This is a genomic window from Caulobacter sp. ALps2, assembly GCF_058681635.1.
Genome location: NZ_CM178743.1, coordinates 1,132,205 through 1,157,375 on the forward strand (window position 1 = coordinate 1,132,205; position 25,171 = coordinate 1,157,375).

Sequence of the window (25,171 nt, forward strand, 5' to 3'; positions counted from 1 at the left end):
ATCTGCTTTCGCGAGGAGGCGGAAGTTTAGAGGGTGCTCAGGAACGCTTCGTACGCGTCGCGGTCCATCAGGGCGTCGACCTCGGCCGGGCTGCTCAGCTTGATCTTGGCGAACCAGCCGCCGCTTTCCGGCAGGGCGTTGACGGTTTCCGGTGCGTCGCCCAGCTCGGCATTGCCTTCGACAACCTCGCCCGACACCGGGGCGTAGACGTCCGAGGCGGCCTTGACGCTCTCGACGACCGCCAGGTTCTCGCCCTGCTTCACGGTCTTGCCGGCTTCCGGAACCTCGACGAACACCACGTCGCCCAGTTGCTCGGCGGCGTAGGCGGTGATGCCGACGGTGGCGACGTCGCCTTGGACGACGACCCATTCATGATCTTTGGTGAAACGCATCTCTTGTCGGCCCTTGATTAGAGTTTGCGGACGTAACGGTTCGGAACGAACGGGCTCGCCACCACTTCGGCGGCCGCCTGCTTGCCTCGCACGATGACTTTCAACTGGGTCCCGATCGCCGCATAGGCCGGCGGCGCGAAACCGATGGCGATGGGGAAGCCCAGGCTGGGCGCGAAGCCGCCGCTGGTCACCTTGCCGATGACATTGCCCGCTTCGTCGGCGATCTCGGCGCCTTCGCGGGCCGGAGCGCCTTCCAGCACCTTGAGATTGACGCGGACGCGCGACAGCTCGCCGGCCAGTTCCTTGGCGATCCGGGCCGCGCCCAGATAGTCGCCAGCCTCGCGGCGCGACTTGCCGACGGCGAAGTTCAGCCCGCCTTCGATCGGCGAGACGGTCTCGTCCAGGTCGTGGCCGTACAGCGGCAGGCCGGCCTCCAGGCGCAGGCTGTCGCGGGCGCCCAGGCCGATCGGCTTGACGCGCTCGTCAGCCAGCAGGGTGTTCCACACGCGCTCGGCGGCGTCGGCCGGGACCGAGATCTCGTAGCCGTCTTCGCCCGTATAGCCCGAGCGCGAGATGATCGCGTCGACGCCGAAGGCGGTCAGGGCGAGCGTGTCCATGAACACCATGCCGGCGGCTTCCGGCGCATGAGCGGCCAGCACGGCGGCGGCTTCCGGACCTTGCAGCGCCAGCAGCGCGCGGTCTTCCAGGCGGGTCACCGTCGCTTCACCCGCCAGGGCGTCGGCGATGATCTTGTAATCGTTGTCCTTGCAGGCGCCGTTGACCACCACGAACAGGCCGTCGTCGTCGGGACGCGCGGTCATCAGGTCGTCGATGATGCCGCCGTCGGCGTTCAGCAGCACGCCATAACGCTGCTTGCCGGCCTTCAGGCCCTGGTAGTCGGCCGAGACCACCTTCTCGAAGCTCTTGGCCGGGTTCTGACCGCGGATCCGGGCCTGGCCCATGTGCGAGACGTCGAACAAACCGGCGTGCTCGCGGGTCCACAGGTGCTCCTTCAGCACCCCGTCCTTGTACTGCACCGGCATCGAATAGCCGGCGAACGGCACCATGCGGGCGCCGAGCGCCACGTGGGCGTCGAACAAGGGGGTCTTCTTGAGGTCTTGATCAGACACTGGGCAGGCTCCTAGCGGGGTCGGCGAGACGACCGGCGTCCGCCGGTTGGTCGCGCCCCCGCTGTCCCTTGGACCTGAGAGATTCCGGCCTTCCCCCTCTGCTGTTTGGGGTCGGCCTTGCTCCTTCGGCGAGCCGCCCTTTCGGGAGACTACTTTCCAGCGTTTCTAAACCCGAGCGGTCCTTTTGCCTGAGCGTTTCCGGGGCGGTTGCGCCTTCGGCCTCGGGAGCGAATCCCGATGTCTCCCGCTGGGGTCGTCGGGGTCAATGCGGGAGGGGCGAGGCGGAGTCAAGCGGAGCCTACCAGCCTAAAGGGACAGATCCCCGAACCAATCGGTTTCGCCGATCGGCGGACCGGGCGGGGTGACGACCTTGGCCTTGCCGTCCTCGACCAGAGCCGCCAGACGACCGCCGCTTTCATCCGTGACGATCCCCGCCAAGGCGCGAGCCTGGGCGCGGTCGGCGGCGTCGCCGGTCGTGACGGCTTTAAGCCCCTTGCCCCAGTCGGCCAGGCGCGCGCGGATCACGGCGGCGGCGGTCGGCGACAGGCTCTTGTCGGCCAGGGCGTCGGCCAGGCTGACCACCATCCGTTGGCGGACGCGGCGGGCGAGTTCGGCCTGGCGACCGGTGGCCTTGCCGTCGAAGGCGGCGAAGGCCAGGGCCTTGTCCAACAGGCCCTCGACACCCGGCTGAGCCGGATCGCGGCGCTTGGCCTCGACCAGCCGGTTCAGACGCGCGGCCGCGAACAGGTCGCTCCAGACCAGGTCGGCGGCGACCTCGGCCGTCGCCGGCAGATCGAAAACGGGGCCGGCGCCAAACGTCTCGATCTCGTAGGCGTGGTCGGTCCCCTGCGACTGGCCCGAGGTCAGCACGTCCAGGGTCCTGTCCGAGAGGTCCAGCGCGGCCGGCGTCACGGTGCGCAGCAGGGCGTCGACGGCGGCGGCCTGACGGGCGGCCGGCACGATCTTGGACGCCTCGTGGCCGTCGCCCTCCGCGCCGTAGGTGAAGTCGATCCCGCCGACCAGCTTGGCAGTCGCGTCGACCTGATAGCGATGGAAGATGTAGATCGGCACGACCATGCGGCGCAGGTCGGCGACCGACGCGCCCTTGGGCAGGTTGGCCAGGCCGAAGCGGTCCAGGGCGATCTTGCGCACGGCCATCAGGTGGTCGAGCTCGGCGACCGGATCGGTCCCGTTGTCCCACACAGCGCCCAGCGGATGCGGGGTGTCCGCAGCGCGCGCGTCCTCGTCGGAGACGTAGCGCAGGCCGTCAGCCTGGCTCTTGTCGGCCTTGGCCTTCAGCCAGGTCTTCTCGTCGGTCCCGGCCGGGGCGGGCCCGTACAGCCAGTCGATCGCGAACTTGTCCCACGCCCCGACGCCGCGCCCATAGGCGTCGGCGAAGTCCAGCTGCCCCTCCTTGATGGCGATCCTGGGGGCCGGATAGTCCATCACCGAGGCGCGGTCGCCGTAGGTGCTGGCCGCGAAATTGTGCTGCAGGCCGATCGAGTGGCCGATCTCGTGGGTCGCCAGCTGGCGCAGGCGGGCCAGGGAGATCTCGATCGGGTCGTTGGGACCGCCCTTTCCGGTGGCGGCCGCGCCTTCCAGCCCCTCGAAGATCAGCCGGTCCTGGCGAATGCGCTGCGAGCCCAGCAGGACGTCGCCCTTGACGATCTCGCCCGTGCGCGGGTCGACCACCGCATGGCCGTACGACCAGCCGCGCGTCTGGCGGTGCACCCAGTTGACGACATTGTAGCGGGCGTCCAGCGGGCTCACCCCATCGGGCAGCACCTCTACCCGGAAGGCGTCGACATAGCCGGCCGCCTCGAAGGCCTGGTTCCACCAGCGCCCGCCCTCGATCAGGGCCGAGCGCACCGGCTCGGGCGCGGCGCGGTCGACATAGAAGACGATCGGTTTCTTGACCGGCGAGCGGGCGGCGGTCGGGTCGGTCTTCTCCAGCCGGAAGCGGTGGACCAGGCGATAGACCAGCGGCGCGTTCAGCGGCGCGGAGTAGTCGGCGACCGTGTGGTCGATGACGCCGACGCGCGGATCGTTCTGGCGCGGCGTGTAGCCAGGCTCGGGCAGGGCCACCAGCGAGTGGTGCAGCACCAGGGTGACGTTGCGCGGGTCGGGGACGATGCCGCGAACCTCCGGGCCCGGATCGTCGCCGACAAAGGTCTCGACCGCCTCCAGCTCGACGTTCAGCGGGAACACGTTGACCTCGCCGGTGTCGGCATAGGACAGGCCGTCGTTCAGGCGGAAATCGCCCTGCTTGCCGCGCTTGAGGGTCTTGGCGACGCCTTGCGCGTCGCGGACCAGGAAGCTGGTCACATCGACCAGCGGACGGCCGTCGGGGTTCTCGGCCTCGATGGCGTTGGACCAGACGCTGGAGATCGGGAACGAGTCCGCCACCGCCTGCTTCTCGTCGGCCGAGCCGCGCGCGGCGGAAAAGCCCCAATTCTCGAATTGGGCGATGACCTTCCCGCCCACGCGGCGGAAGGCGATGATCTGGGTGTCGCCCGGCGCCGAACGGTCCAGCCCCGTGGGGTTCGAGCCCAGGCCGGCCCGCAGATAGGTCTGGTAGAGATAGCGCCCCGCGATCCCGTCCGGACCAGGCTTGGGCAACAGCAGGAAGACCTTGCCGTCCTTCTTGTCGACGAAGACCGGAACCAGACCGTCCTTGCGCTCGAGCCCCGCGGTGGCGTCGGCGAACTTGTCGGTTTGCTTGGGCTTGTCAGCGGCCAAGGCCGGCGCGGCGATCGCGCTCGCGCAGACGCCCGCCATCAACATGGCGACCACGGACAACTTCATGACCCCTCCCGAACGCATAGAAGCGCGGGGACTGTCCTGCGCCCTCGCGGCGATTGCAACGCCGGAGGGCGCGAGGGAGGTTACATCCGTTCCGGCGCTTCGATGCCGAGCAGGTCGAGCGTGAGCTCAAGCTGCCGCAGCGTCGTCTCGGCCAGCGACAGGCGCGAGGCCCGCAGCTCTTCGGTGTCGGCGCTCATGATCGGGCAGGCGGCGTAGAACTTCGAGAAGGTCTGGGCCAGCTTGTAGGCGTGTTCGGCCACGAAGTTGGGAGCCTTCTTGTCGTAGGCCTCCTGCAGGGCGCCCTCGAAGGCGTCCAGCAGCATGGCTAGATCGCGTTCGGCCGGTTCGTGGATCACGATCCGGCCGGCCGTGGCGCCGGCCTCGGAAGCCTTGCGGAGCACGCTCTTGATGCGCACCGACTGGTACAGCAGATACGGGCCGGTCTTGCCCTCGAAGCTGGTGAAGCGGTCGAGGTCGAAGACGTACGAGGTGCCGCGGAAGTTCTGCAGGTCAGCGAACTTCAGGGCCGCGACGCCGACCTTGTGGGCGGTGTCCTCGAACTGTTCTTCGCTGAGTTCGGCGCCGAGACCGGCCTCATGCAGGCGCTCACGGGCCTTCTCGCGGGCCATCTCGATCAGGTCGTGCAGCTTCAGGACGCCGCCGGCGCGGGTCTTGAAGGGCTTGCCGTCCGCGCCGTTCATGGTGCCGAAGCCGATATGCTCCAGCGCGCCGTCCTGAGCGTAGCCGGCCAGATAGGCGGCGCGGAACACCGTCTCGAAATGCAGCGCCTGGCGCTGGTCCACGCAGTAGAGGATCAGGTGCGGATCGAACGACTTGCGGCGGTCCAGGATGGTGGCCAGGTCGGTCGTGCCGTACATGGCCGAGCCTTCGGACGAGACCACTAGCAGCGGCGGCACGTCCTGCTTGTCGCCCTCGCGGGCCACGCGGACGATGCGCGCGCCCTGGTCGTCGACCAGCAGGCCCTGGGCCTCCAACTGATGGACCATCGGCTCGATCAGGTCGTTGACGTCGCTCTCGCCCTTCCACAGGTCGAAGTCGACGCCCAGGGCATGGAACTCGCGCTCCAGGGCCACGCGGCTGACATTGACGAAATGACGCCACAGCAAGCGGTAGCCGAAGCGACCGTTCTGCAGTTCGGCTGTGGCCTTGCGGGCGCGCTCCTTGAACGCGGCGTCTTCCTTCTGGCGCACCGAGGCGGCCGGGTAGATGCGGTCGAGATCGGCCAGGGTGATCCGGCTCTCGAACTCGGCCATGACCTTGGCTTCGTCGGCGGCGGAAAAGCCGCGCGGGGCTTCGGGCAGCTTGTCCATCAGGGCGCGGATGAAGGCGTCCTCGTCGATGATGGCAGAGATGAGCAGCCCCATCTGGAAGCCCCAGTCACCGAAGTGGGCGTCTCCCACCACGTCGTCGCCGCGGAAGCGGTACAGGCGCTTGACCGACTCGCCGATGATCGAGGCGCGCAGATGGCCCACGTGCATCGGCTTGGCCACGTTGGGACCGGCATAGTCGATCAAGACCCGGCGGGGCTCTTCCAGCAGCTGGGCGCCGACACGGTCGTCCGAGGCGATCTCGCGGACGCGGGCCGACAGGGCCTCGTCGCTGACGCGCATGTTGATGAAGCCGACCCCGGCGATCTCCACCGAGGCCAGGCGCGGGTCGCCCTTGAGGATGTCGACGACCTGCACGGCGATCTCACGCGGATTGCGCTTGGCGCTCTTGGCCGCCGCGAGGGCGCCGTTGCACTGGAAATCGGCCAGGTCGGGTCGGTCGGAGGCGGTGACGCGTCCGAACTCGGGAGGAAGTCCGGCGGCCTGGAAAGCGGCCGCGGCCGCCTCGCTCAGGGACCGCTTCAAATCGTTCATTGCTTGGTAGTCGTCCCTGCTTGAGCAGTCTGGCCGGCATTGACCCGGAAGCGCTTGCCCTCACGATTGAAGGCCGCCATTTCCGGCGTCACGTCGAAGCCGATCAGCACCTCGAAGTTTCCGCCGCTGACCTTCGCGTCGGCGCGCGGAATGGTGATCTGCTCGATGGTCTCGCGCGCATAGGCGCGGTCCTGGCCGGCGGCGAAGGTCACCGGCAGGTCGAAATATTCCTTGGCGATGACCGCTTGGTTCCGCTCGGTCACCGCCACCCAGTAGCGGTAGACGTGCTCGTCGCCCTGGGCCTGCGGGCCACGGCCCAGCTGGAACAGGACCTCGGCGCGAATCTTGATCGGCTCGTCGCTCTTGTAGGCGCAACCCGAGCTGAGACTCTGGATCTCGCCGGTGAAGCCAGCCTGGCCGGCCGATTCCTTGGCGTCCTTGAACTCGACGTAACGGCTGGCGTCGTACAGCACCTTCACATAGGGGCACGGGCCGGCGTTACGCAGCTGCGGCAGCGGCGCCTTGGGCTGGTTCCACTCCGCATCGCGCTTCTTCTTCTTGGCGGCCTGGTCACCGTCGTCCTGGCCGCCGCCGCCGGGGCCTTGGGCGTGAGCGATCGTCGCCGTGGTCGCGGCGATCGAGACGGCCATCAGGGCGCTGAGGGCGAACGAGAAGGTGCGGCGCATGAAACGTCCGGTTCCAGAAAAAGAAGAGCCAAGCGGGACCATGGAGCCCCTTCGGCGTCATGCAGCCTGATAAAGGCATATGCGTGACGTCGCAACGACGCAGACTCCTGGCGCCAGGCCCTTCGAGAGACTAGTTTCCGCGCATGAACGCCCATACGCCCGCCCCTATGCCGGTTCGTCGCCCGATCTCGCTCGTGCTGGCCAGTCCGCGCGGCTTCTGCGCCGGCGTGGATCGCGCCATCCAGATCGTCGAGCGCGCCGTCGAGAAGTTCGGCGCGCCGGTCTATGTGCGTCACGAGATCGTGCACAACCGCCATGTGGTCGACCGCCTGAAAGCCCTGGGCGCGGTGTTCATCGAGGAACTGTCCGAGGCTCCCGACGACCGCCCGGTGGTGTTCTCGGCCCACGGCGTGCCGAAATCGGTGCCGGCCGAGGCCCAATCGCGGCGGATGATCTATCTGGACGCCACCTGCCCGCTGGTCTCCAAGGTCCATGTCGAGGCCCAGAAGCACTTCGACGCCGGCCGCGAGATCGTGCTGATCGGCCACGCCGGCCACCCCGAGGTGATCGGCACCATGGGCCAGCTGCCCGAGGGCTCGGTCACCCTTATCGAGGACATCAAGGACGCCGCCGCCTGGACGCCCAAGGACGTCTCCAACGTGGCCTTCCTGACCCAGACCACCCTGTCGGTCGACGACACCGCCGACATGATCGCCTTGCTGCGCGAGCGCTTCCCCGACATCGCCGCCCCGCACAAGGAAGACATTTGCTACGCCACCACCAACCGCCAGGACGCGGTCAAGCACCTGGCCGAACAGGCCGAGCTGGTGTTGGTGGTCGGCTCCAAGAACTCGTCGAACTCGGTGCGCCTGATGGAGGTCGGCTTGAAGGCCGGCGCCACGGCGGCCCATCTGATCGACGACGCCAGCGGCGTCGACTGGTCCTGGTTCGAGGGCGTCTCTCGCGTGGGCCTGACCGCCGGCGCCTCTGCCCCGGAAGACCTGGTGCAAGGCGTGATCGACGCCATCTCGGCCCGCTTCGACACCACCGTCGAGGAACTGGTCGAGGCGCGCGAGACGATCACCTTCAAGCTGCCGCGGCTGCTCACCGCATAAGGGCGGCTTGACCGAAGGCCTCGCGTCGAGCATCCCCGCGCCATGGCCGTCTATACCGACATCACCGACCAAGAACTCGCGACCTTCCTGGAAGGCTACGACCTGGGCGCCGCTCTGGCGTTCAAGGGCATCGCCGAGGGCGTGGAGAACTCCAACTTCCTGCTGGAGACGGAGAAGGGTCGCTACATCCTGACCGTCTACGAGCGGCGGGTGAAGGCCGACGACCTGCCTTACTTCCTCAACATGCTGACCTGGCTGGCTGATCGGGGTTATCCCAGCGCCCGGCCGATTCCGGACCGCGAGGGTTCCACCCTGGCCAGCCTGCGCGGCAAGCCGGCGGCGATCGTCGAATTCCTGCCGGGCCTGTCGGTGCGCAAGCCGAGCCCCGCCCACTGCCGCGAAGCCGGCGAGGGCCTGGCTTGGCTGCACCTGGCCGGCGAGGGCTATCCGGCTCGCCGCGCCAACGATCTGGGCCAGGCCGCCTGGGCGCCGCTGTTCGCCAAACACCGCAAGGCCGCCGAGGACCTGAAACCCGGCCTGTCGACGACCATCGACCAGGACCTGGCGCAGCTCTCCTTGATGTGGCCGCGGAACCTGCCGTCGGGCGTGATCCACGCCGACTATTTCCCCGACAACGTCTTCTTCCAGCCGAACGGCAAGTTCGCCGCGGCGATCGACTTCTATTTCGCCTGCGAGGATGCTTACGCCTACGACGTGGCCGTGACCCTGAACGCCTGGTGCTTCGAGCCCGACGGCAGCTTCAACATCACCGCCGCCAAGGCGCTGCTGAACGGCTATGAACGCCGTCGCCCCTTGAGCCCGGCCGAGAAGGAAGCCCTGCCGATCCTGGCGCGCGGGGCGGCCATCCGCTTCTTCCTGACCCGCCTGGCCGACTGGGGTTCGACACCCGCCGGCGCGCTGGTTCGGCCCAAGGATCCGCTGGAATACGAGCGCAAGCTAGCCGTCCACCGCGAAGGCCTCGTGCTGTTCTGATGACACCCAAGGTCACGATCTATACCGACGGCGCCTGCAAGGGGAATCCCGGCCCGGGTGGCTGGGGCGCTATCCTGTTCTATGGCGACAAGAAGAAGGAAATCTCCGGCGGCGAGCCGGCGACGACCAATAACCGCATGGAGCTGATGGCGGCGATCCAGGCGCTGGAGCTGCTCAATCGTCCCTGCAAGATCGAACTGCACACCGACAGCCAGTACGTGATGAAGGGCATCCAGGAGTGGATCCGCGGCTGGAAGGCGCGCGGCTGGAAGACTGCCGACAAGAGCCCGGTGAAGAACGACGACCTGTGGAAGCGTCTCGACGCCGCGCGCGAGCGGCACGACGTCGACTGGCGCTGGGTCAAGGGTCACGCCGGCCATCCGCTGAACGAACGCGCCGACGCCCTGGCCAATGAAGGCCTGCGCAAGGCCAATCCGCGTTTCGTCTAGGCGGCGGCCTCTGGGTTGCCGGGCTCCGAGCCCGTGGCGAACGGCAGCCCCTCGTCCTCCCAGCCGGTGACGCCGCCGATCATCAGCTTCACGGGCCGGCCCAGCCTGGCCAGCTTGAGCGCGGCGCGGTCGGCGCCGTTGCAGTGCGGGCCGGCGCAATAGACGACGAACAGCGCGTCGGCGGGCCATTCGGCCATGCGCTCGGCGGTCATGTCGGCGTGGCGCAGGTGGATCGCGCCCGGCACGTGGCGGCGGGCATAGGCTTCGCGCGAGCCGACGACGTGCAGCAGGACGAAGTCGACCTCGCCCGCCTTCATCGACGCGGCGACGTCGGCGCAGTCGGTCTCCAGCGACAGGCGGGCGGCGAAGTGGGCGGCGGCGTCGCGGAACGACGCGGCGGGGATCTCGGACACGTAGCTCATGGCGCTCTCCAGCGGTTGTTGCTGGAGACTTGCCCGAAGCGCCTTGGCCACGTTAGCTGGCGAGATCGACACCTGACGTAAAGATCATGCCAGAATTAGCCCTTGGCCCGCTCGTCGTCGCCCTTGCCTATGACGGCCTCTGCACCTTCGAGTACGGCGTGGCGGTCGAGCTGTTCGCCCTGCCTCGGCCGGAGATGGGACCGGACTGGTACCGCTTCGCCACCGCCGCCGTGGAGCCGGGCGACCTGAAGGGCCTGGGCGGCGTGCGGATCGTCGGCGACGGCGGGCTGGAACTGCTGGAAGAGGCCAGTGTCATCGTCGCGCCCGGCTGGCGCGGCATGGACGCGCCCGTCCCCGCGCCGCTGGTCGAGGCTCTGCGCGCGGCCCATGCCAGGGGCGCGCGGCTGCTGTCGATCTGCTCGGGCGTCTTCGTCCTGGCCGCGACGGGCCTGCTTGATAACCGGCGGGCCACGACCCACTGGCGCTATGCCGACGCCCTGCGCGAACGTTATCCGGCGATCCAGGTCCAGCCGGACGTGCTGTATGTCGACGAGGGCGACCTCCTCACGTCGGCCGGCAGCGCGGCCGGCATCGACCTTGGCCTGCACCTGATCCGCCGCGACTTCGGGCCCGAGGCCGCCAACACCGTCGCCCGCCGCCTGGTCGTGCCGCCACATCGCGACGGCGGCCAGGCCCAGTTCGTCCAGCGGCCGGTGCCGGTCGCGCACGAGGCCTCGCGGCTGGGACCGACCCTGGACCGCATGCGCGGCGACCTCTCGCGCGCCCACACCATCAAGGCCCTGGCCGCAGCGGCGGGAATGAGCGAGCGGACCTTCCTGCGGCGGTTCGAAGCCGCCACCGGCGACACCCCGGCCCGTTGGCTGCTGGCCGAACGGATGAACCGGGCGCGGGACCTGCTGGAGACCTCGCCCGCCGGCATCGACCAGATCGCCGAGGCCGTCGGCCTGGGCGCGCCGGCGCTGCGCCACCACTTCCGACGCCAGTTCTCGACAACGCCAGGAACTTACCGGGCTCGTTTCGCGAGGACTTAAGGGACCAAGCCTCCTCCAGCATCCGCACGCCGCCCAATACCCTGCGCTGTGCTGAAGCGGCCGAAGACGCCCGGCCAGGAAGCTGTGGGCGGCTGGCCGGGCGCGACCGAAAGTCCTCGCCAACCGCCAGCCGGTTTGCCAAGCACCCAGGATGAAAATCGTCGGCTACTACCGCGTGCCGCCCGTGCGCGGGATCTTCTTCAGCCCCGCCCAGGAAGAACGACTGCTGCTGCTGGGCTGCGAGGAGGTGTTCAGCGACCGATGCCTGGCCTCGGGCGTCGTGCGGCCGGGCCTGGCGCGGGCCCTGGACGCGCTGGGGGAGGGCGGCGCCTTGGCCGTGCCCAGCTTCCACGCCCTGGGCGGCGACATGGCCGGCCTAGTCGATGCGGTGCTGAAGCTCAAGGCGCGCGGCCTGCATCTGGTCGTGCAGCATCCAGAGGTCGACACCCGCAGCGATCCCGGCTTCTTCGAGACCTGCCAGATGCTGGCCGGCTTCAGTCGCGAACGGCCGATGGTCCGCGCCGCCGAAACGGCCCTGATCGCCAAGGGCGGCAAGGCCGGCGGCATGAAGGGATTGAAGGCGGAGGCCCCGGCCGAGACCGAAGTCGCAGCCGAGGCCGAAGACGCCGAGGACTAGACCTTCAGCCGATACCCGGTCTTGAAGATCAACCATACCGCCGTCAGGCAGATGGCCAGGAACACCGCCGTCATGGCCAGGCTGACCCCGACGCCGACGTCCGACTGGCCGTAGAAGGCCCAGCGGAAGCCGCTGATCAGATAGACCACCGGGTTGAACAGGGTGATCTTCTGCCAGATCGGGGGCAGCATCTTGATCGAGTAGAAGCTGCCGCCCAGGAAGGTCAGCGGCGTGATGATCAGCGCCGGCACGATCTGCAGCTTCTGGAAGTTGTCGGCCCAGACGCCGATCACGAAGCCGAACAGGCTGAAGGTCACCGCCGTCAGCACCAGGAACAGCAGCATCACGAACGGGTGGGCGATCTCGAACGGCACGAACAGCCGGGCCGTGGCCAGGATCAGCAAGCCCAGGCAGATCGACTTGGTCGCCGCCGCCCCCACATAACCCATCACCGTCTCGACCCACGACACCGGGGCCGACAGCAGCTCGTAGATCGTCCCGGCCCACTTGGGCATGTAGATGCCGAACGAGGCGTTGGAGATGCTCTCGCTGAGCAGCGACAGCATGATCAGGCCCGGAATGATGAAGGCGCCGTAGCTGACGCCGTCGATGGCCTGCATGCGCGAGCCGATCGCCGAGCCGAACACCACGAAATACAGCGAGGTCGAGATGACCGGCGCCAGGATGCTCTGCAGCAGGGTGCGGAACCACCGCGCCATCTCGAAGCGGTAGATGGCCTTGATCGCGTGGACGTTCATTGCGGAGCCCTCACCAGGCTGACGAAGATGTCTTCCAGCGAGCTCTGGTCGGTCTTCAGGTCCTTGAAGTCGACGCCGTGCTCGGCCAGGCGCTTGAGAAGATCGGCGATGCCGGTGTCGTCGGCCTGGGCGTCGAAGGTGTAGACGAGGTCGGCGCCGTCGTTGATCAGGCTCAGCGAGGGCTCGTTCAGGCCGGCCGGCAGGGCGGTCAGCGGCTCGCGCAGGTGCACGGTCAGCTGCTTCTTGCCCAGCTTGCGCATCAGGACGGTCTTGTCCTCGACCAGGATGATCTCGCCCTTGTTGATCACCCCGATCCGGTCGGCCATCTCCTCGGCCTCCTCGATATAGTGGGTGGTCAGGATGATGGTGACGCCGTTCTCGCGCAGCTGGCGGACCATCTCCCACATGTCGCGGCGCAACTCGACGTCGACACCGGCGGTGGGCTCGTCCAGGAACAGGATGGTCGGCTCGTGGCTCAGCGCCTTGGCGATCATCACCCGGCGCTTCATGCCGCCCGACAGCGCCATGATCTTGCTGTCCTTCTTGTCCCACAGGGAGAGGTCGCGAAGGATCTTCTCGATCAGGGCGTCATTGCGCGGCTTGCCGAACAGGCCGCGCGAGAAGCTGACCGTGGCCCACACCGTCTCGAAGGCGTCGGTGTTCAGCTCCTGCGGCACCAGGCCGATCTTGGTCCGGGCGGCGCGGTAGTCCTTCACGACGTCATGGCCGTCGGCCAGGACGACGCCCAGGCTGGGATTGACGATCCCGCAGATGATGCTGATCAGGGTGGTCTTGCCGGCCCCGTTCGGACCCAGCAGGGCGAAGATCTCGCCCTTGCGGATGTCCAGGTCGATCGTCTTCAGGGCCTGATGGCCCGACGCATAGGTCTTGGTCAGACCCTTTACCGATATGATTGAAGTCACGCCGTCTCCCCTAAACGCGACGATGCCCAGAAAAGGTCGGGAGCAGCGTCGCGCGCGCCCCGCAGGTGGCCGATGCGGGCGTAAATGGTGTCGCTGCCGGCGGATAACAGGGGAGTCGCCGCGTTCTGTCAGCAGGTTTCCGTCAGGTCGGGATCTTGCGGACCTTCAGCACCGCGCCATCGACGCCGATGACGACCACTTCCTGGCTGATCGCCGGGATCGGCTCGTCGGTCTCGGCCGCCCAGTCCTTGCCGTCGACGAACACCCGGCCGCGGCCCTGCTCGAAGGTCGACAGCACCTGGCCGCGCTGACCGACCAGCCGTTGGGTGGCGTCGTTGAGATCGGGACTGGTGGGCTCGAGCACCGGCCGCAGATAGCGCCGGGCCAGCAAGGTCGAGGCGATGGTCAGCGCCGCGAACATGCCGATGTCCGCCAGCAGGCCCGTATGCAGGAGCTGGGCGATCACGCCGACGACGAAGGCGCTGGCCGCCGGCCACAGCAACCAGCCCGTGCCGGTCGAGACCTCGACCGCCAGGAACAGGGCCGCGACGGCCAGCCAGACCCAGAACGGATGCAGCGCGTAGAAGCTTGCCAAGCCATCCATGATGTCAGGCCCCGCGCTTGCCGCCGGTTGGCGTATTGGTGGAGGCGGCGCCCGAAGACGATGAAGCCGAGGACGACGCGCGCGGCGCCGGCGCCGGGCGCTGGGAGTCCGCGCCCAGGCTCTTGATCAGCTCGCTGACGCCCGCGACGGTCCCGGTCAGGCCGGAGAAGTCGGCCGGCACGATCACCGTCTTCTGCTGTGGGCTGCGCGCCAGCTCGCCGAATGCCTCGACGTATTTCTGGGCGATGAAGTAGTTGATCGCGTTGACGTCGCCCTTGGAGATGGCTTCCGACACGAAGGCCGTCGCTTTCGCCTCGGCCTCGGCTTCCCGCTCGCGCGCCTCGGCGTCGCGGAAGGCGGCCTCGCGGCGGCCCTCGGCCTGCAGGATGGCCGACTGCTTCTGCCCCTCCGCGCGGGCGATCTGGGACTGTTTCTCGCCCTCGGCCTCGGTGATGACCGCGCGGCGCTCGCGCTCGGCCTTCATCTGGCGGGCCATGGCGTTGGTGATGTCGGACGGCGGCGTCAGATCCTTGATCTCGATGCGCGCCACCTTCACGCCCCAGGGGCCCGTGGCGTGATCGATGGTCGAGAGCAGGCGGGTGTTGATCTGGTCGCGCTGGCTCAGCACCTCGTCCAGCTCCAGCGAACCGACGACGGTGCGCAGGTTGGTCTGGGCCAGCTGGGTGATGGCGTAGATCAGGTTGTCGACGCGATAGGCGGCGGCCGCGGCGTCCATCACCTGGATGAAGACGATGGCGTCGACCTTCACCGAGACGTTGTCCTTGGTGATGACCTCCTGCTGCGGCACCTCCAGGACCTGCTCCATCACATTGACCTTGCGGCCGATGGACTCGAAGAACGGGGTCAGGATGGTGATGCCGGGCTTGAGCGTGCGCGTGTAGCGACCGAACCGCTCGACGGTGAATTCACGCCCCTGCGGCACGATCTTGATCGCGCTGAACAGCAGCACGAACGCGAAGCCCAGGAAAATCAGAACGACGATACCGCCCAAGGCCATGCTCCCCAAGGTAACTTTGGGTGGAGCTTAGAGCGTGCTAGCCGAAAGTGTGAGCGGTTTCGGCGGCTATCACGCTCCTATGTTTAGAGGCGAGCCCGCGAAGCGGGCTCTAGCGCGCGCCCTCGTCGTCCGCCATGGAATCCGGCGCCGCGTGGGCCTGGCGCACCGATTGCGAGAGCTTCTGGGCCTGGGACTGGCCCTTGCGCGAGACCTGCTGCTCGGCCTTGCGGCTGGCGTCGTCGCAGGTCGGATACTCGCTGCGGCGCGAGGCGAAGCCGGTGTTGAACCGCTCGCGCATCTGAGCGTCAAAGGCCTGGTCGGCCTGCTCCACCTCGGTCAGGCGCACCATCCGCGAGCGCCAGTACTGGTCGCTCTCGCCCAGGCAGACTTGGCGCAGGGCGTGGCTCTCGCCCAGCGTATAGGCCAGGTCGAGCAGGCGCTGGCGATCATGCGCGTCCCTCTCCTGAGCCAGGACGGGGGACACGACAACGGCGGAAAGCACCAGCGCGACTTGGGCGACGCCGACGAGGAACGGACGCGACATGCCGTCAGTTATCATCAAAGCCCCCTCTCCTGTCACGAGCCCGCGCCCAAAAGGCGAGCGACGGCCCGCCAAAGCGCGGCGGGCGTCTGGGGACAGAATGTCTCCCGGTGTCAAAAAAGCTTTTCCAATAAAGGCCTTGTGATCGCCACGGTTCGGGTCTTTCCTGTGGATACTGCAAGGAGGTCGCGCTCATGACTGAGGTGCATTACGGCGTCGTGCGCGTCGGAGACCATTGGTCCATCATCGGCGAAAATCTGCGTTTTGGCGCCTACGAGACGCGTGGCGAAGCCAGCGCCGCCGCTCACCGCTTGGCCGAGCATCCGGCCGGCCTTGGCCTGTCCGTGATGATGCACGAGCAGGAAGATGACTGGGTGCTGCCACGCCCCACTCAGCTTAGCTAGGTCTCGACCGCCTCTTCATCCTCGCCGTACAGCAGCGGCTTGATCACGCGCCACACCTGCAGGGCCGAGGCCACCGCGCCGACGACCGAGGCCACGACCTGGAACGCCCGCCAGACGAAGCCGATCAGCGGATCCTCGCCCAGCATGGCCGCTAGCGGGTAGATCAGGTGGCTGACCGTGATGCGAAACCGCGCGTAGGCCTGCGAATATTCGACCGACGCGCCGGCGATCGCGGCCGTGACCACCACAGCCAGGACCGGCGCCCACAGCAGCGGCAGGATCAGCAACAACGCCAGCGCCGTGATCAGCGACTTGGTGGTCAGGCCGATGTCCTTGACGACCGTTATCCCGACCCCGGCGATCACCGCCAAGCCCAGCAGGGCGAAGGCGATCGGCAGGGTCAGGTCGGCGGTCGGCGCCACCGGCATGCCGACGGCGAACACCATCATCGCCATCACCAGCAAGGTGATCACGAACGCGCCCAACCACAGGGCGCCATATTGGCTGAGCCTTCGCCTCAGATGCCGCTTGGCGATCATCGCTTTTCTCCGATCGGTCGAAGGGTGCTTCGGAAGAGTCTTGTCGTCCACGGGAAACTAAGCCGTGCGCCGCGCGCTTAACCAGGCGAGCTTCACGGGAGATCCGCATGACCGCTTTCGCCCGCATCACCCGCAGCACCATCGAAGGTGACGCGGCTCCGCCCTATAGATCGAACCGGCTGCTGGCCGCGCTGCGTTCGGACGCGCTGAACGCCCTGACGCCTTATCTCGTCCTGGTCGACCTGCCGCCCGAGGCCGTGCTGTTCGACGCCGGCGACGATGTCGAACATACCTATCTGCCCTGCGGCCCGACCCAGGTCTCTCTGCTGGTGGTGACCTCGGACGGTCAGGAGATCGAGGCCGCCAGTATCGGATTCGAGGGCGCGATCGGCGGCGTCGTGAGCGCAGGCTTCAAGCCCGCCTATGGCCGCGCCGTGGTCCGCGTGCCGGGGCACGCCTTCTGCGTCCCCACAGCGCGGCTGGAGGAGGTGAAGACCCAGCATCCGGCCATAGCGGACCTGTTCGATCGCGCCGCCGACGTCTTCATCGCCCAGATGATGCAGGTCGCCGCCTGCAACGCCCTGCATCCGATCGAGCAGCGCGCCTGCCGCTGGCTGCTGTTCGCCCACGATCGCTCGGCCGACGAGCCGATCCGCCTGACCCAGGAGACCCTGGCCCAGATGCTGGGCGTGCAGCGCACGACGATCAGCGCCGTCGCCCGGGTGCTGCAGGACGCCGGGATCATCCACATTGGCCGCGGCCGGGTCGAGGTTTTGGACCGCCCGGGCCTGGAGAAGCGCGCCTGCGAGTGCCACGACGCGGTCGAAAACCATTTCAAGCGCGTGCTGCCAAAGTTCGAGGCCGACTAAAGATCCTCCCCAGCGCGGGGGCTCGAGGAGACGACGGAGGAGGACGGGCGGGATCGGCGGAACTTCCCCCTCCGGTCCGTCGGACCACCTCTCCCGTCAGGGGAAGGATCACCTAGGTCCGATATGCCGACGCTCGATCCAGCGCCGCTTCCGCCTCGCGGACCAACCGCGCGACGATCTCGCCGGCCGGCAGGACCTCACGCACCCCGCCGGCGCTCTGGCCCATGGCGAAGCAGGACTTGTCGGGATCCAGCCCCTCGACCTGTCCGCCGATGCCGCCCATGGCCCCGGCCTGGATCGAGATCATGGCCTGCTGAGGGAACGGCTGGATGTCGGCCGGCCGCGCCTCCCAGTCGTCGACATAGGCGTTCTTCTTCACCCGCATCGGCTTGCCCGAGTAGCAGCGGGTGCGGACGGTGTCCTCGTCGGCGGCCTGGACCACCGCCTGGCGATAGAGGTCACCGGCATGGGCTTCGGTCGAGGCGATGAACCGCGTGCCCATCCAGACGCCCTGGGCGCCCAGGGCCAGGGACGCGGCCAGGCCGCGGCCGTCATGGAGCCCGCCGGCGGCGATGACGGGGATCTTCACGGCCTCGACCGCCTGGGCCACCAACGGCAGGGTCCCGACGAGGCCCGTGTGGCCGCCGCCCTCGCCGCCCTGGCAGATGACCGCGTCGCAGCCGGCTTGCTCGGCCTTCACCGCGTGCTTCACCGCCCCGCAGACGACCATGACCTTGAGGCCCGCCGCCTTCAGCCGTTCGATGATCGCCAGGGGCACGCCCAGGCCGGCGATGAAGGACGAGGCGCCCTCGGCGATGATGACCTCGACGCTGGCGGTCAGGGCGTCCGGCGTGGCGGCCAGCAGGTCGACGCCGAACGGTTTGTCGGTCAGGCCTCTGACCTCCCGCATCTGCTCGCGGATGAAGTCCGGCGAGGTTCCGGCCATGCCCAGTACGCCGTAGCCGCCGGCGTTCGACACGGCCGCCGCCAGCGGCGCATAGGACACCCCGCCCATGCCGGCCAGCAGGATCGGATGCTCGATGTCCAGAAAATCGCAGAGCGGCGTGCGCAGACCCATGACCATTCCTCCCATGTTTTCAGGGAGGATTTCCGGCGGCGCCCACCGCGGCAAGTATGCCGCGAGGTTACTCGCGCCCGTTAGTGTGTCGGGCCAGCTCGGTCTCGGCGTCCGTCTCGGCGGTCCAGAAGCAGCTCGCCATGGCCGTCAGGACCAGGGCGACCAGCATCAGGAAGCCACGCGGCGGGGCCAGGCTGACAACGTCTTGGGGCGTCATCGTTCTCGTTTCCTCGTCGGCGCCCGGATCTGATGTCCGGGCTGCCTTCAAGAAACTGTCTCATCGCTGGAGCGGTTCCGCAAGACCCTGTTTTACATGAACTTTTATTGGACTTCAGAGTCCAAGAAACGCCCCTTTAGAAGATCGAGTATCCGCCGTCGATGACGATGGTCGTGCCCGAATGGTAGCTGGACGCGTCCGAGGCCAGGTAGACGGCCATGCCGCCGAAGTCCTCGGGTTCGCCCCAGCGGCGGGCCGGCACGCGGGGGATGACCTTCTCGGCGAAGGCGGCGTTGCCTTGCGCGCCGGCCGTCATGTCGGTGGCGATCCAGCCGGGCAGGATGGCGTTGGCGCGGACGCCATAGCGGGCGTGCTCGACCGCGACCGACTTGATCATCGAGATCACCGCGCCCTTGGTGGCGGCATAAGCTTCGTTCCGCGCCGCGCCCTCGATGGCGGCCAGCGAAGCGATGCCGACCAGCGAGCCGCCAGCGTCACCGGTCTTGGCCCGCTCGACCATGTGGCGGCAGGCCTCGCGCAGGGTGAAGAACACGCCGTCCAGATTGACCGACAGCACCTTGCGATAGGTCTCGGTCTTCATCTCGACGAACGAGGGCGAGCCGTAGCCGATCCCGGCATTGGCGAAGACGCTGTCGACCCGGCCCATGGCGGCGACGGCCTCCTCCATGCCCTCGCGGACCTGGTCCTCGTCGGAGACGTCGACGGTCTGGGCCTTCACCCGGACGCCCAGGCTGGTCAGCTGCTTTTCGGCCTCGAGATTGCGCTCGGGGTTGGAGCCCCAGATGACGATGTCGGCGCCGGCTTGCGCCATGGCCTTGGCCATGCCCAGACCGATGCCGCGATTGCCGCCGGTGACCAGGGCCACCTTGCCAGCCAGATTGAACGGCGCGTAGGCCATGGCGAACCTCCCTCATTCTTCTTGAAACGCTTGTTTGAAGAAGAAGCGGTCAGGCCGTCGCGGTCAAGAGCCCCAGAAGTGGAAGGCCTGCCAGCCGCCGGCGATCGCCCCGCGCGGCACGGCCATCAGGTCGGTGATCGTCAGGGCCGCGGCGAAGATGAAACGGCTGGCGCCCGGGACCCAGAAGATCAGCGCGAACAGGATCAGGAACCCGACCCGCTCGACCTTGACCATCGCCGCGCGGACGCTGTCGGGCAGGAACGGCCGGATGACGCCATAGCCGTCCAGGCCCGGGATGGGCAGCAGGTTCAAGACGAGCGCGCTAGCCTGCAGGAAGGCCAGCATGGACAGGGCGTTGCGCAGCGGCTCGGAGACCACGAACGGCAGGCTGACGGCCAGCACGACCAGCACCAGCAAGGTCCCCAGCGGCCCGGCCAGCGAGGCCAGCGACCGCCAGCTCCTGGACCGCATCAGGTCCTCGCGCAGATAGACCGCCCCGCCGGGAAAACCGATGCCGCCCAGGGCCAGGGCGATCAGCGGGAAGATGATGGTGGTGACGAGGTCCGAATATTTGAGCGGATCGAGGGTCAGGTAGCCCTTCTCGACGATGGTCGTGTCGCCAGCCTTGTGGGCGGTGAAGGCGTGGCCGAACTCGTGGATCCCGACGCTGAGGATCCAGGCCGCCACCACGAAGGCGAAGGTCAGCGGCCCCACCGGCGGCAGCTGCGCCGCCACCGCCCAGCCCAGGCCCACGCAGGCGGCGATCAGGATCAGCGCGTTGGGACTGATGGGAGTGCGCGGCGCGCGGGCTTCGATAACGGTCATCGGTGATGATGTCGTGCAGCTAGACCGGGAGCGCAAGCGTCCCGAACGTCGCGAACGTCTCGGCGATCACCCGCCGGGTCTCGTCCCACTCCACCAGGGCCATGGCCTCGTCCAGCGAAACGAACCTGGCCTCGGCCGCGTCGTCGCCGGCCACCGGCTCGCCGGCGGTCCAGCGAGCGGCGTAGTCGATCATCACGTAGTGGCGGCTGATCTCGCCGCCGGGCCTGGCCGGAAACACGCCGTCGACCACGTCGAGCAGGCCCAGAAGCTCAGCCTCGACGCTGGTCTCCTCCTTCAGCTCGCGTAGGGCGGCGACCCGCAGGGTCTCGCCCCATTCCAGCCGTCCGCCCGGCAGGCTCCACTGGTTCAGCCGAGGCGGCTGGCCGCGCCGGATCAGCAGCACTTGGTCGCCCTTCAGGCAGACGACGCCGACGGTCGGCACGGGGTTGCCGCTCATGGGAAACCGACCTTCAGATCGACCGAGGACTTGACGCCGATACAGGTTCCGCAGTCGGCCAGCCAGGCCTCCGCCGCCTTCCGGCCGCGCTCTTTCAGGTCGCTCAGGAAGCTCCATTCGGTGTTGAACTTGGTGGACATCGACAGGTCCGCCAGCGGCTTGTCGGCGGTGATGGCGTGGACCAACATCCGACGATAGCGGCCCCTGGCGTTGTCCTTCAGCAGGCCCTCGTCCAGCAGCTTTTGCACGAAGCCGATCGCCCGCAGTTCCGAGGCCAGCGAGGCGTTGAAGGTGATCTCGTTCAGCCGGTCCATGATCTCGCCCGGCGTCTTGGGCGTCTCTTCGCGGACGAACGGATTGAGGCTGACGATCAGAATGTCGTCGGGGGTGTCCTCGTAGAACAGCGGCCACAGCGGCGGATTGGCCAGGAAACCGCCGTCCCAATAGGGCTCGCCGTCGATCTCCACCGCCTGGAAGACTTGGGGCAGGCAGGCGCTGGCCATGATGTGGCGGGACGTCAGCTCGGTCTCGCGGAAGATCACCGACTTGCTGGTCCGCACCGCCGTGGCGGCGACATACAGCTTGATCGGGCTGTTCTCGCGGATCTGCTGGAAGGTGATCTCGGCTTCCAGCGTGTCGTGCAGCGGGTTCAGGTTGAACGGGTTGAACTCGTAGGGGCTGAGCGACAGGGCGAAGGTCTCGGCCATCCGCCAGCCGGGCGTGTTCTTCAGCCAGTCGGCCCCGCTGCCGAAGGCGCCCCCGAAGGCGGTGGTCCAGATCGAGGTGTCGCCGAAGACGTTGCGGCCGCCCTGCCGGTTCACCTGCCGCCAGAACGAGTCGAGGCGTTTGCGGGCCCCGGCCTTGCCGTCGTCAATCAGCCCTTGCGCCAGGCAGACCGCGTTCATCGCTCCGGCCGAGGCGGCGGTGACGGCGCGGATCTCCAGATCGTCTTCCTCGAGCAGGCGATCGAGGACGCCCCATTCGAAGGCGCCGTGCGAACCGCCGCCCTGAAGGGCGAGGCTCAGGCCCTTGGGGCCGGACTTCTTCTTGGTGAAAGGCGGTATGGGCATGCGGAGAAGCTCTCTCGAAAGGGAGCCCTTGGGCAAGCGCGCTTCCTCTGGTCGGCTTATTGAGCGACCCAGCCGCCGTCGACCTGGAACGCCGCGCCATTGGCCGAAGCCCCGGCGTCGGAGACCAGATACAGCAGCATGCCCGACAGTTGGTCGAAGGTGACGAACTGCTTGGTCGGCTGGGCGGCCAGGATCACGTCCTTCATCACGGCCTCTTCCGAGATGCCGCGCGCCTTGGCCTGGTCGGTGATCTGGGCTTCGACCAGCGGAGTCTTCACGAAGCCCGGGCAGATGGCGTTGCAGGTGACGCCGTTCTGGGCGACCTCGAGGGCCACCGTCTTGGTCAGGCCCATGATCCCGTGCTTGGCGGCGACATAAGCCGCCTTGAACGGCGAGGCGACCAGGGCGTGGGCCGAGGCGATGTTGACGATCCGGCCGCGCCCCTGCTCCTTCATGATCGGCACCGCCGCCTTGGTGGCGTGGAAGGCCGAGGACAGGTTGATCGCGATGATCAGGTCCCACTTGTCGTCAGGGAACTCTTCGATCGGGGCCACGTGCTGGACCCCGGCGTTGTTGACCAGGATATCCAGCTCGCCGAACTCGGCCTTGGCCGCGCGGACCATGTCGGCGATCTCGATGGGCTTGGTCATGTCGGCGCCGTGGTACAGCACCTCGACGCCGTGCTTCTCGGCCAGCTCGGCCCGGGCCCGCTCGATGGCGTTCATCTCGCCAAGGCCGTTCATGACGATGTTGACGCCCTGAGCGGCGAGCGCGTCGGCCAGGGCGTGGCCGATGCCGCTGGTCGACCCGGTGACGATGGCGACCTGCCCCTGCAAACCGAAATCGACGGCCATCACGCGCTCCTGGATAACGCCCCAACGATATTGCAATGCAACATATAGCTCGCCCTTGCGAGAGGCGAGCGCTTATAAATTCATCACTAGATGAATTCAGGGCTGCGGGCGAGCGAAAACCCAATCGGACGGCGTCGAAAGCGACGGCTGGAAACGATAGCCGTCCAGGTCGAAGCCCTTCAGCCCTTCCGCGCGGTCGACGCGGTTGTCGATGGCGTAGCGGGCCATGCGGCCGCGCGCCTTCTTGGCGAAGAAGCCCAGCACCCGCAACTCGCCGTGCTTCTCTTCCTTGAAGTGGCAGGTGACGACCGGCAGCTTCAGCGCCTTGGCGTCGACGGCGCCGAAATATTCCTGGCTGGCGAGGTTCACCAGGGTCGGATCGGTGTGGCCCTCGGCCGCCTGGTTCAGGGTCTTGGAGATCGTCTCGCCCCAGAAGTCGTAAAGGTTCGAACCCTTCTTGGTCTTCAGACGCGTGCCCATCTCCAGGCGATAGGGCTGCAGCGCGTCGAACGGGCGCAGCACGCCGTACAGGCCCGACAGGATCCGCAGGTGATCCTGCGTCCACTCCAGGGCCGGGCGGTCCAGCTCACGCGCGGCCAGACCGGCATAGACGTCGCCGTTGAAGGCGATCACGGCCTGCAGGCCCTCTTCCACCTGGGCGTCGAAGGCCTGGAACCGTTCGCGGTTCAGCTTGGCCAGGGCGTCGGAGATGTGCATCAGCCGCTTCAGGTCGGGCGCCGTGAGCTTGCGCGTGATCTTGGCCAGTTCGGCGATCTGGGGTTTGAGCTCCGGCGTCGTCAGGGGCAGCGCCTGGGCGGGCGCGGTGAAGTCCAGCGACTTGGCGGGCGAGATGACCATCAGCATGGGCGGGGAGATAGAGGGTTCGGGTGAGCTTCGCTAGCCGGGAGGCGCCGGAGTTGAACGGTCGTGATCCTTTCCCATGGCCGCCGCTTTCCATATTGGAAAGTTTTTACTTGCCAACTCGGAAAGTCATGCGGCATAACTTTCCGCGCTGGAAAGTAAGGATATCCCATGACCCGAGACGAAGACGCCCTGCGGATGCTGGCCGAGGTTCAAGCCGCCAATACCGACATGGCCGAACGCGCCAAGGCGCCGGTCTGGTATCATCCGGCTCTGGGTCTGCTGGTGGGCGGGCTTGCCGCCGTACAGGCCGCGCCGCTCGCCTGGCAGTACGGCTACTTCATCGTCTGCGGGATCAGCGTCTGGGCGCTGGTGAAGACCTATATGCGCAAGACCGGCATGTGGGTGCACGGCTACCGCGCCGGCCGCACGCGGATCGTCGCCGTCGCCCTGGCGATCCTGACCGGCGGGGCCATGGTCACTTCGGCCTGGCTGTTCCACGTCAAGCACATCACCCAAGCGCCCCTGATCGCCGCTGGCGTCATCGCGGTGGCCGCCACCGTCGCGGGCTTCGTCTGGGAAGCCGCCTTCCGCCGCGACCTGCGCGATGGCGGTTCGCTGTGAGCGCTGATCTCGACCCGGTGATCCACGCTCCCAACCGCCTGCGGATGTGCTGCATGCTGGCGGCGGTCGACACCATCGACTTCGCCACGATCCGCGAGTCGCTGGACGTCTCGGAGTCGGTGCTCTCCAAACACGTGAAGACCTTGGAAGAGGCCGGCTACGTCAAGGTTCGCAAGGCCGCCTCGGACGGTCGGCAAAGGACCTGGCTGTCGCTGAGCGCGCCCGGCCGTAAGGCGCTGAAGGGCCATCTTTCGGCGCTGAAGGCGCTGATGGCCGGCGTGCCGGACGCCTGACTGGCCTCAGACCAGCGTCAGCACCAGCGGTCCGTTGCGCGTCGCGACCAGCGTATGTTCGTACTGCACGGTGGCTTGGCGCCGCGGCGGGCGCAGGGTCCAGCCGTCGTCCAGTTCCTCGACCCGGTCGGCGCCCAGCGACAGGAACGGCTCGATGGTGAAGACCAGGCCTTCGGGGATGGTGCGGCGGTCGCGCGGTTCGTACCAGGTCGGGATCTCGCGCGGGTCGTCGTGCAGCGAGCGGCCGACGCCGTGGCTGGCCAGGTTGCGGACCAGGCTGTAGCCGTTCTTCTGGGCGAAGGCCTCGATGGAGCGGCCGACCTCGTTCAGCCGCGCGCCAGGCTGAACGGCCCGGATGCCCGCCCACATCGCCCGACGGCCGTCGCGGCACAGGCGCTCGACGCGCTTGGTGACCGGCGGCACGGCGAAGCTGGCGCCGGTATCGCCGAAATAGCCGTCCAGCTCGGCCGAGACGTCGATATTGATCAGGTCGCCGGCCTTGACCACCGTGTCGTCCGGTATGCCGTGCGCGCAATCGGGCCCCACCGAGATGCAGGTCGCGCCCGGGAAGTTGTACGTCAGCTCCGGAGCCGAGCGCGCGCCTTCCTTCTCCAGCAGGGCGCGGCCGAAATCGTCCAACTGCTTGGTGGTCATGCCGGGCTCCAGCGCCTTGCCCATGGCCGCCAGGGTGCGGGCCACCAGATTGCCGACGACGCGGAGCTTCTCCAGCTGGTCTTCGTTCTCGATGGTCAT

General features: G+C 67.7%; 30 protein-coding genes and 1 riboswitch. Of the genes, 9 read left to right on the forward strand and 21 right to left on the reverse strand.

Annotation, left to right across the window (positions count from 1 at the left end):
• Positions 1-26: 26 nt before the first annotated feature.
• The 5 genes from gcvH to ACW173_RS05210 all read right to left on the reverse strand — a co-directional run bounded on the left by gcvH (position 27) and on the right by ACW173_RS05210 (position 6,896).
• Positions 27-392 (reverse strand): glycine cleavage system protein GcvH, encoded by a 366-nt coding sequence (gcvH, locus tag ACW173_RS05190; RefSeq protein ID WP_492083811.1) that lies wholly within the window; start codon positions 390-392, stop codon positions 27-29.
• A gap of 17 nt (positions 393-409) precedes the next feature.
• A complete protein-coding gene (gene gcvT, locus ACW173_RS05195; RefSeq protein WP_492083812.1) occupies positions 410-1,522 on the reverse strand; it encodes a glycine cleavage system aminomethyltransferase GcvT in 1,113 nt (370 codons plus the stop codon).
• 166 nt (positions 1,523-1,688) lie between these two features.
• Positions 1,689-1,779, reverse strand: a riboswitch (glycine riboswitch).
• 49 nt (positions 1,780-1,828) lie between these two features.
• Entirely contained in the window at positions 1,829-4,327 is a 2,499-nt protein-coding gene (locus ACW173_RS05200) for a zinc-dependent metalloprotease (RefSeq protein ID WP_492083813.1), read from the reverse strand.
• A gap of 80 nt (positions 4,328-4,407) precedes the next feature.
• The gene (locus tag ACW173_RS05205) at positions 4,408-6,210 is read right to left on the reverse strand and encodes an arginine--tRNA ligase (protein ID WP_492083814.1); all 1,803 of its coding nucleotides are present in this window, start codon (positions 6,208-6,210) and stop codon (positions 4,408-4,410) included.
• Positions 6,207-6,896, reverse strand: a complete 690-nt coding sequence (locus ACW173_RS05210) for a Tat pathway signal sequence domain protein (RefSeq protein WP_492083815.1) — start codon at positions 6,894-6,896, stop codon at positions 6,207-6,209. The genes ACW173_RS05205 and ACW173_RS05210 overlap by 4 nt, the downstream gene beginning before the upstream one ends.
• A 167-nt stretch (positions 6,897-7,063) precedes the next feature.
• Between ACW173_RS05210 and ispH the strand changes: the two genes are divergently transcribed.
• Genes ispH through rnhA form a run of 3 tightly spaced genes read left to right on the forward strand, consistent with a single transcriptional unit; the run spans position 7,064 to position 9,453 of the window.
• Entirely contained in the window at positions 7,064-8,011 is a 948-nt protein-coding gene (ispH, locus tag ACW173_RS05215; protein ID WP_492085909.1) for a 4-hydroxy-3-methylbut-2-enyl diphosphate reductase, read from the forward strand.
• Between the two features lie 42 nt (positions 8,012-8,053).
• Positions 8,054-9,004, forward strand: coding sequence for a homoserine kinase (gene thrB / locus ACW173_RS05220; protein ID WP_492083816.1), 951 nt, complete (start codon positions 8,054-8,056; stop codon positions 9,002-9,004).
• Positions 9,004-9,453: a ribonuclease HI gene (gene rnhA / locus ACW173_RS05225; RefSeq protein ID WP_492083817.1), complete on the forward strand. Its 450-nt coding sequence runs from the start codon at positions 9,004-9,006 to the stop codon at positions 9,451-9,453. Before thrB ends, rnhA begins: the two co-directional genes overlap by 1 nt.
• On the opposite strand, the gene ACW173_RS05230 is transcribed toward rnhA, so the two are convergent.
• Entirely contained in the window at positions 9,450-9,875 is a 426-nt protein-coding gene (locus ACW173_RS05230) for a rhodanese-like domain-containing protein (protein WP_492083818.1), read from the reverse strand. The genes rnhA and ACW173_RS05230 overlap by 4 nt on opposite strands.
• Before the next feature lie 86 nt (positions 9,876-9,961).
• Between ACW173_RS05230 and ftrA the strand changes: the two genes are divergently transcribed.
• On the forward strand, positions 9,962-10,927 hold the full coding sequence (gene ftrA / locus ACW173_RS05235; protein ID WP_492083819.1) for a transcriptional regulator FtrA: 966 nt from the start codon (positions 9,962-9,964) through the stop codon (positions 10,925-10,927).
• 151 nt (positions 10,928-11,078) lie between these two features.
• Positions 11,079-11,564, forward strand: a complete 486-nt coding sequence (locus ACW173_RS05240) for a recombinase family protein (RefSeq protein WP_492083820.1) — start codon at positions 11,079-11,081, stop codon at positions 11,562-11,564.
• Here the strand turns inward: ACW173_RS05240 and ACW173_RS05245 are convergent.
• From ACW173_RS05245 to ACW173_RS05265, 5 genes are all read right to left on the reverse strand, one after another.
• The gene (locus tag ACW173_RS05245) at positions 11,561-12,322 is read right to left on the reverse strand and encodes an ABC transporter permease (RefSeq protein ID WP_492083821.1); all 762 of its coding nucleotides are present in this window, start codon (positions 12,320-12,322) and stop codon (positions 11,561-11,563) included. The genes ACW173_RS05240 and ACW173_RS05245 overlap by 4 nt on opposite strands.
• A complete protein-coding gene (locus ACW173_RS05250) occupies positions 12,319-13,269 on the reverse strand; it encodes an ABC transporter ATP-binding protein (RefSeq protein ID WP_492085911.1) in 951 nt (316 codons plus the stop codon). The genes ACW173_RS05245 and ACW173_RS05250 overlap by 4 nt, the downstream gene beginning before the upstream one ends.
• Positions 13,270-13,387: 118 nt before the next feature.
• Positions 13,388-13,852, reverse strand: a complete 465-nt coding sequence (locus tag ACW173_RS05255; RefSeq protein ID WP_492085913.1) for an NfeD family protein — start codon at positions 13,850-13,852, stop codon at positions 13,388-13,390.
• Position 13,853: 1 nt separating this feature from the next.
• On the reverse strand, positions 13,854-14,861 hold the full coding sequence (locus ACW173_RS05260; RefSeq protein WP_492083822.1) for an SPFH domain-containing protein: 1,008 nt from the start codon (positions 14,859-14,861) through the stop codon (positions 13,854-13,856).
• A gap of 115 nt (positions 14,862-14,976) precedes the next feature.
• The gene (locus tag ACW173_RS05265; RefSeq protein WP_492085914.1) at positions 14,977-15,411 is read right to left on the reverse strand and encodes a TIGR02301 family protein; all 435 of its coding nucleotides are present in this window, start codon (positions 15,409-15,411) and stop codon (positions 14,977-14,979) included.
• Positions 15,412-15,602: 191 nt separating this feature from the next.
• Here ACW173_RS05265 and ACW173_RS05270 point away from each other — a divergent pair, with 191 nt between their 5' ends.
• Positions 15,603-15,812 carry a hypothetical protein gene (locus ACW173_RS05270; RefSeq protein WP_492083823.1) on the forward strand — a complete coding sequence of 70 codons (210 nt, stop codon included), beginning with the start codon at positions 15,603-15,605 and terminating at the stop codon, positions 15,810-15,812.
• Here the strand turns inward: ACW173_RS05270 and ACW173_RS05275 are convergent.
• Positions 15,809-16,351, reverse strand: a complete 543-nt coding sequence (locus ACW173_RS05275) for a hypothetical protein (protein WP_492083824.1) — start codon at positions 16,349-16,351, stop codon at positions 15,809-15,811. The genes ACW173_RS05270 and ACW173_RS05275 overlap by 4 nt on opposite strands.
• 107 nt (positions 16,352-16,458) lie before the next feature.
• On the opposite strand from ACW173_RS05275, the gene ACW173_RS05280 reads away from it, so the two are divergent.
• A complete protein-coding gene (locus tag ACW173_RS05280) occupies positions 16,459-17,220 on the forward strand; it encodes a Crp/Fnr family transcriptional regulator (RefSeq protein WP_492083825.1) in 762 nt (253 codons plus the stop codon).
• 112 nt (positions 17,221-17,332) lie between these two features.
• Here ACW173_RS05280 and ACW173_RS05285 read toward each other — a convergent pair whose 3' ends face one another.
• From ACW173_RS05285 to yaaA, 8 genes are all read right to left on the reverse strand, one after another.
• Positions 17,333-18,298 carry an NAD(P)H-dependent flavin oxidoreductase gene (locus ACW173_RS05285; protein ID WP_492083826.1) on the reverse strand — a complete coding sequence of 322 codons (966 nt, stop codon included), beginning with the start codon at positions 18,296-18,298 and terminating at the stop codon, positions 17,333-17,335.
• 67 nt (positions 18,299-18,365) lie between these two features.
• Entirely contained in the window at positions 18,366-18,515 is a 150-nt protein-coding gene (locus ACW173_RS05290; protein WP_492083827.1) for a hypothetical protein, read from the reverse strand.
• Between the two features lie 136 nt (positions 18,516-18,651).
• A complete protein-coding gene (locus ACW173_RS05295) occupies positions 18,652-19,434 on the reverse strand; it encodes an SDR family NAD(P)-dependent oxidoreductase (protein ID WP_492083828.1) in 783 nt (260 codons plus the stop codon).
• Between the two features lie 63 nt (positions 19,435-19,497).
• Positions 19,498-20,259: a site-2 protease family protein gene (locus tag ACW173_RS05300; RefSeq protein WP_492083829.1), complete on the reverse strand. Its 762-nt coding sequence runs from the start codon at positions 20,257-20,259 to the stop codon at positions 19,498-19,500.
• A 19-nt stretch (positions 20,260-20,278) separates the two neighbouring features.
• Positions 20,279-20,716, reverse strand: a complete 438-nt coding sequence (locus ACW173_RS05305; RefSeq protein WP_492083830.1) for an NUDIX hydrolase — start codon at positions 20,714-20,716, stop codon at positions 20,279-20,281.
• Positions 20,713-21,786: a patatin-like phospholipase family protein gene (locus tag ACW173_RS05310; RefSeq protein WP_492083831.1), complete on the reverse strand. Its 1,074-nt coding sequence runs from the start codon at positions 21,784-21,786 to the stop codon at positions 20,713-20,715. Before ACW173_RS05310 ends, ACW173_RS05305 begins: the two co-directional genes overlap by 4 nt.
• Positions 21,787-21,842: 56 nt before the next feature.
• Entirely contained in the window at positions 21,843-22,640 is a 798-nt protein-coding gene (locus tag ACW173_RS05315; protein ID WP_492083832.1) for a 3-hydroxybutyrate dehydrogenase, read from the reverse strand.
• Positions 22,641-22,736: 96 nt separating this feature from the next.
• Positions 22,737-23,504 (reverse strand): peroxide stress protein YaaA, encoded by a 768-nt coding sequence (gene yaaA, locus ACW173_RS05320; RefSeq protein WP_492083833.1) that lies wholly within the window; start codon positions 23,502-23,504, stop codon positions 22,737-22,739.
• A gap of 168 nt (positions 23,505-23,672) precedes the next feature.
• On the opposite strand from yaaA, the gene ACW173_RS05325 reads away from it, so the two are divergent.
• Positions 23,673-24,125, forward strand: coding sequence for a hypothetical protein (locus ACW173_RS05325; RefSeq protein WP_492083834.1), 453 nt, complete (start codon positions 23,673-23,675; stop codon positions 24,123-24,125).
• Positions 24,122-24,418 (forward strand): transcriptional regulator, encoded by a 297-nt coding sequence (locus ACW173_RS05330; protein WP_492083835.1) that lies wholly within the window; start codon positions 24,122-24,124, stop codon positions 24,416-24,418. The genes ACW173_RS05325 and ACW173_RS05330 overlap by 4 nt, the downstream gene beginning before the upstream one ends.
• Before the next feature lie 6 nt (positions 24,419-24,424).
• Here the strand turns inward: ACW173_RS05330 and map are convergent, their stop codons facing one another.
• Entirely contained in the window at positions 24,425-25,171 is a 747-nt protein-coding gene (gene map, locus ACW173_RS05335; RefSeq protein ID WP_492083836.1) for a type I methionyl aminopeptidase, read from the reverse strand.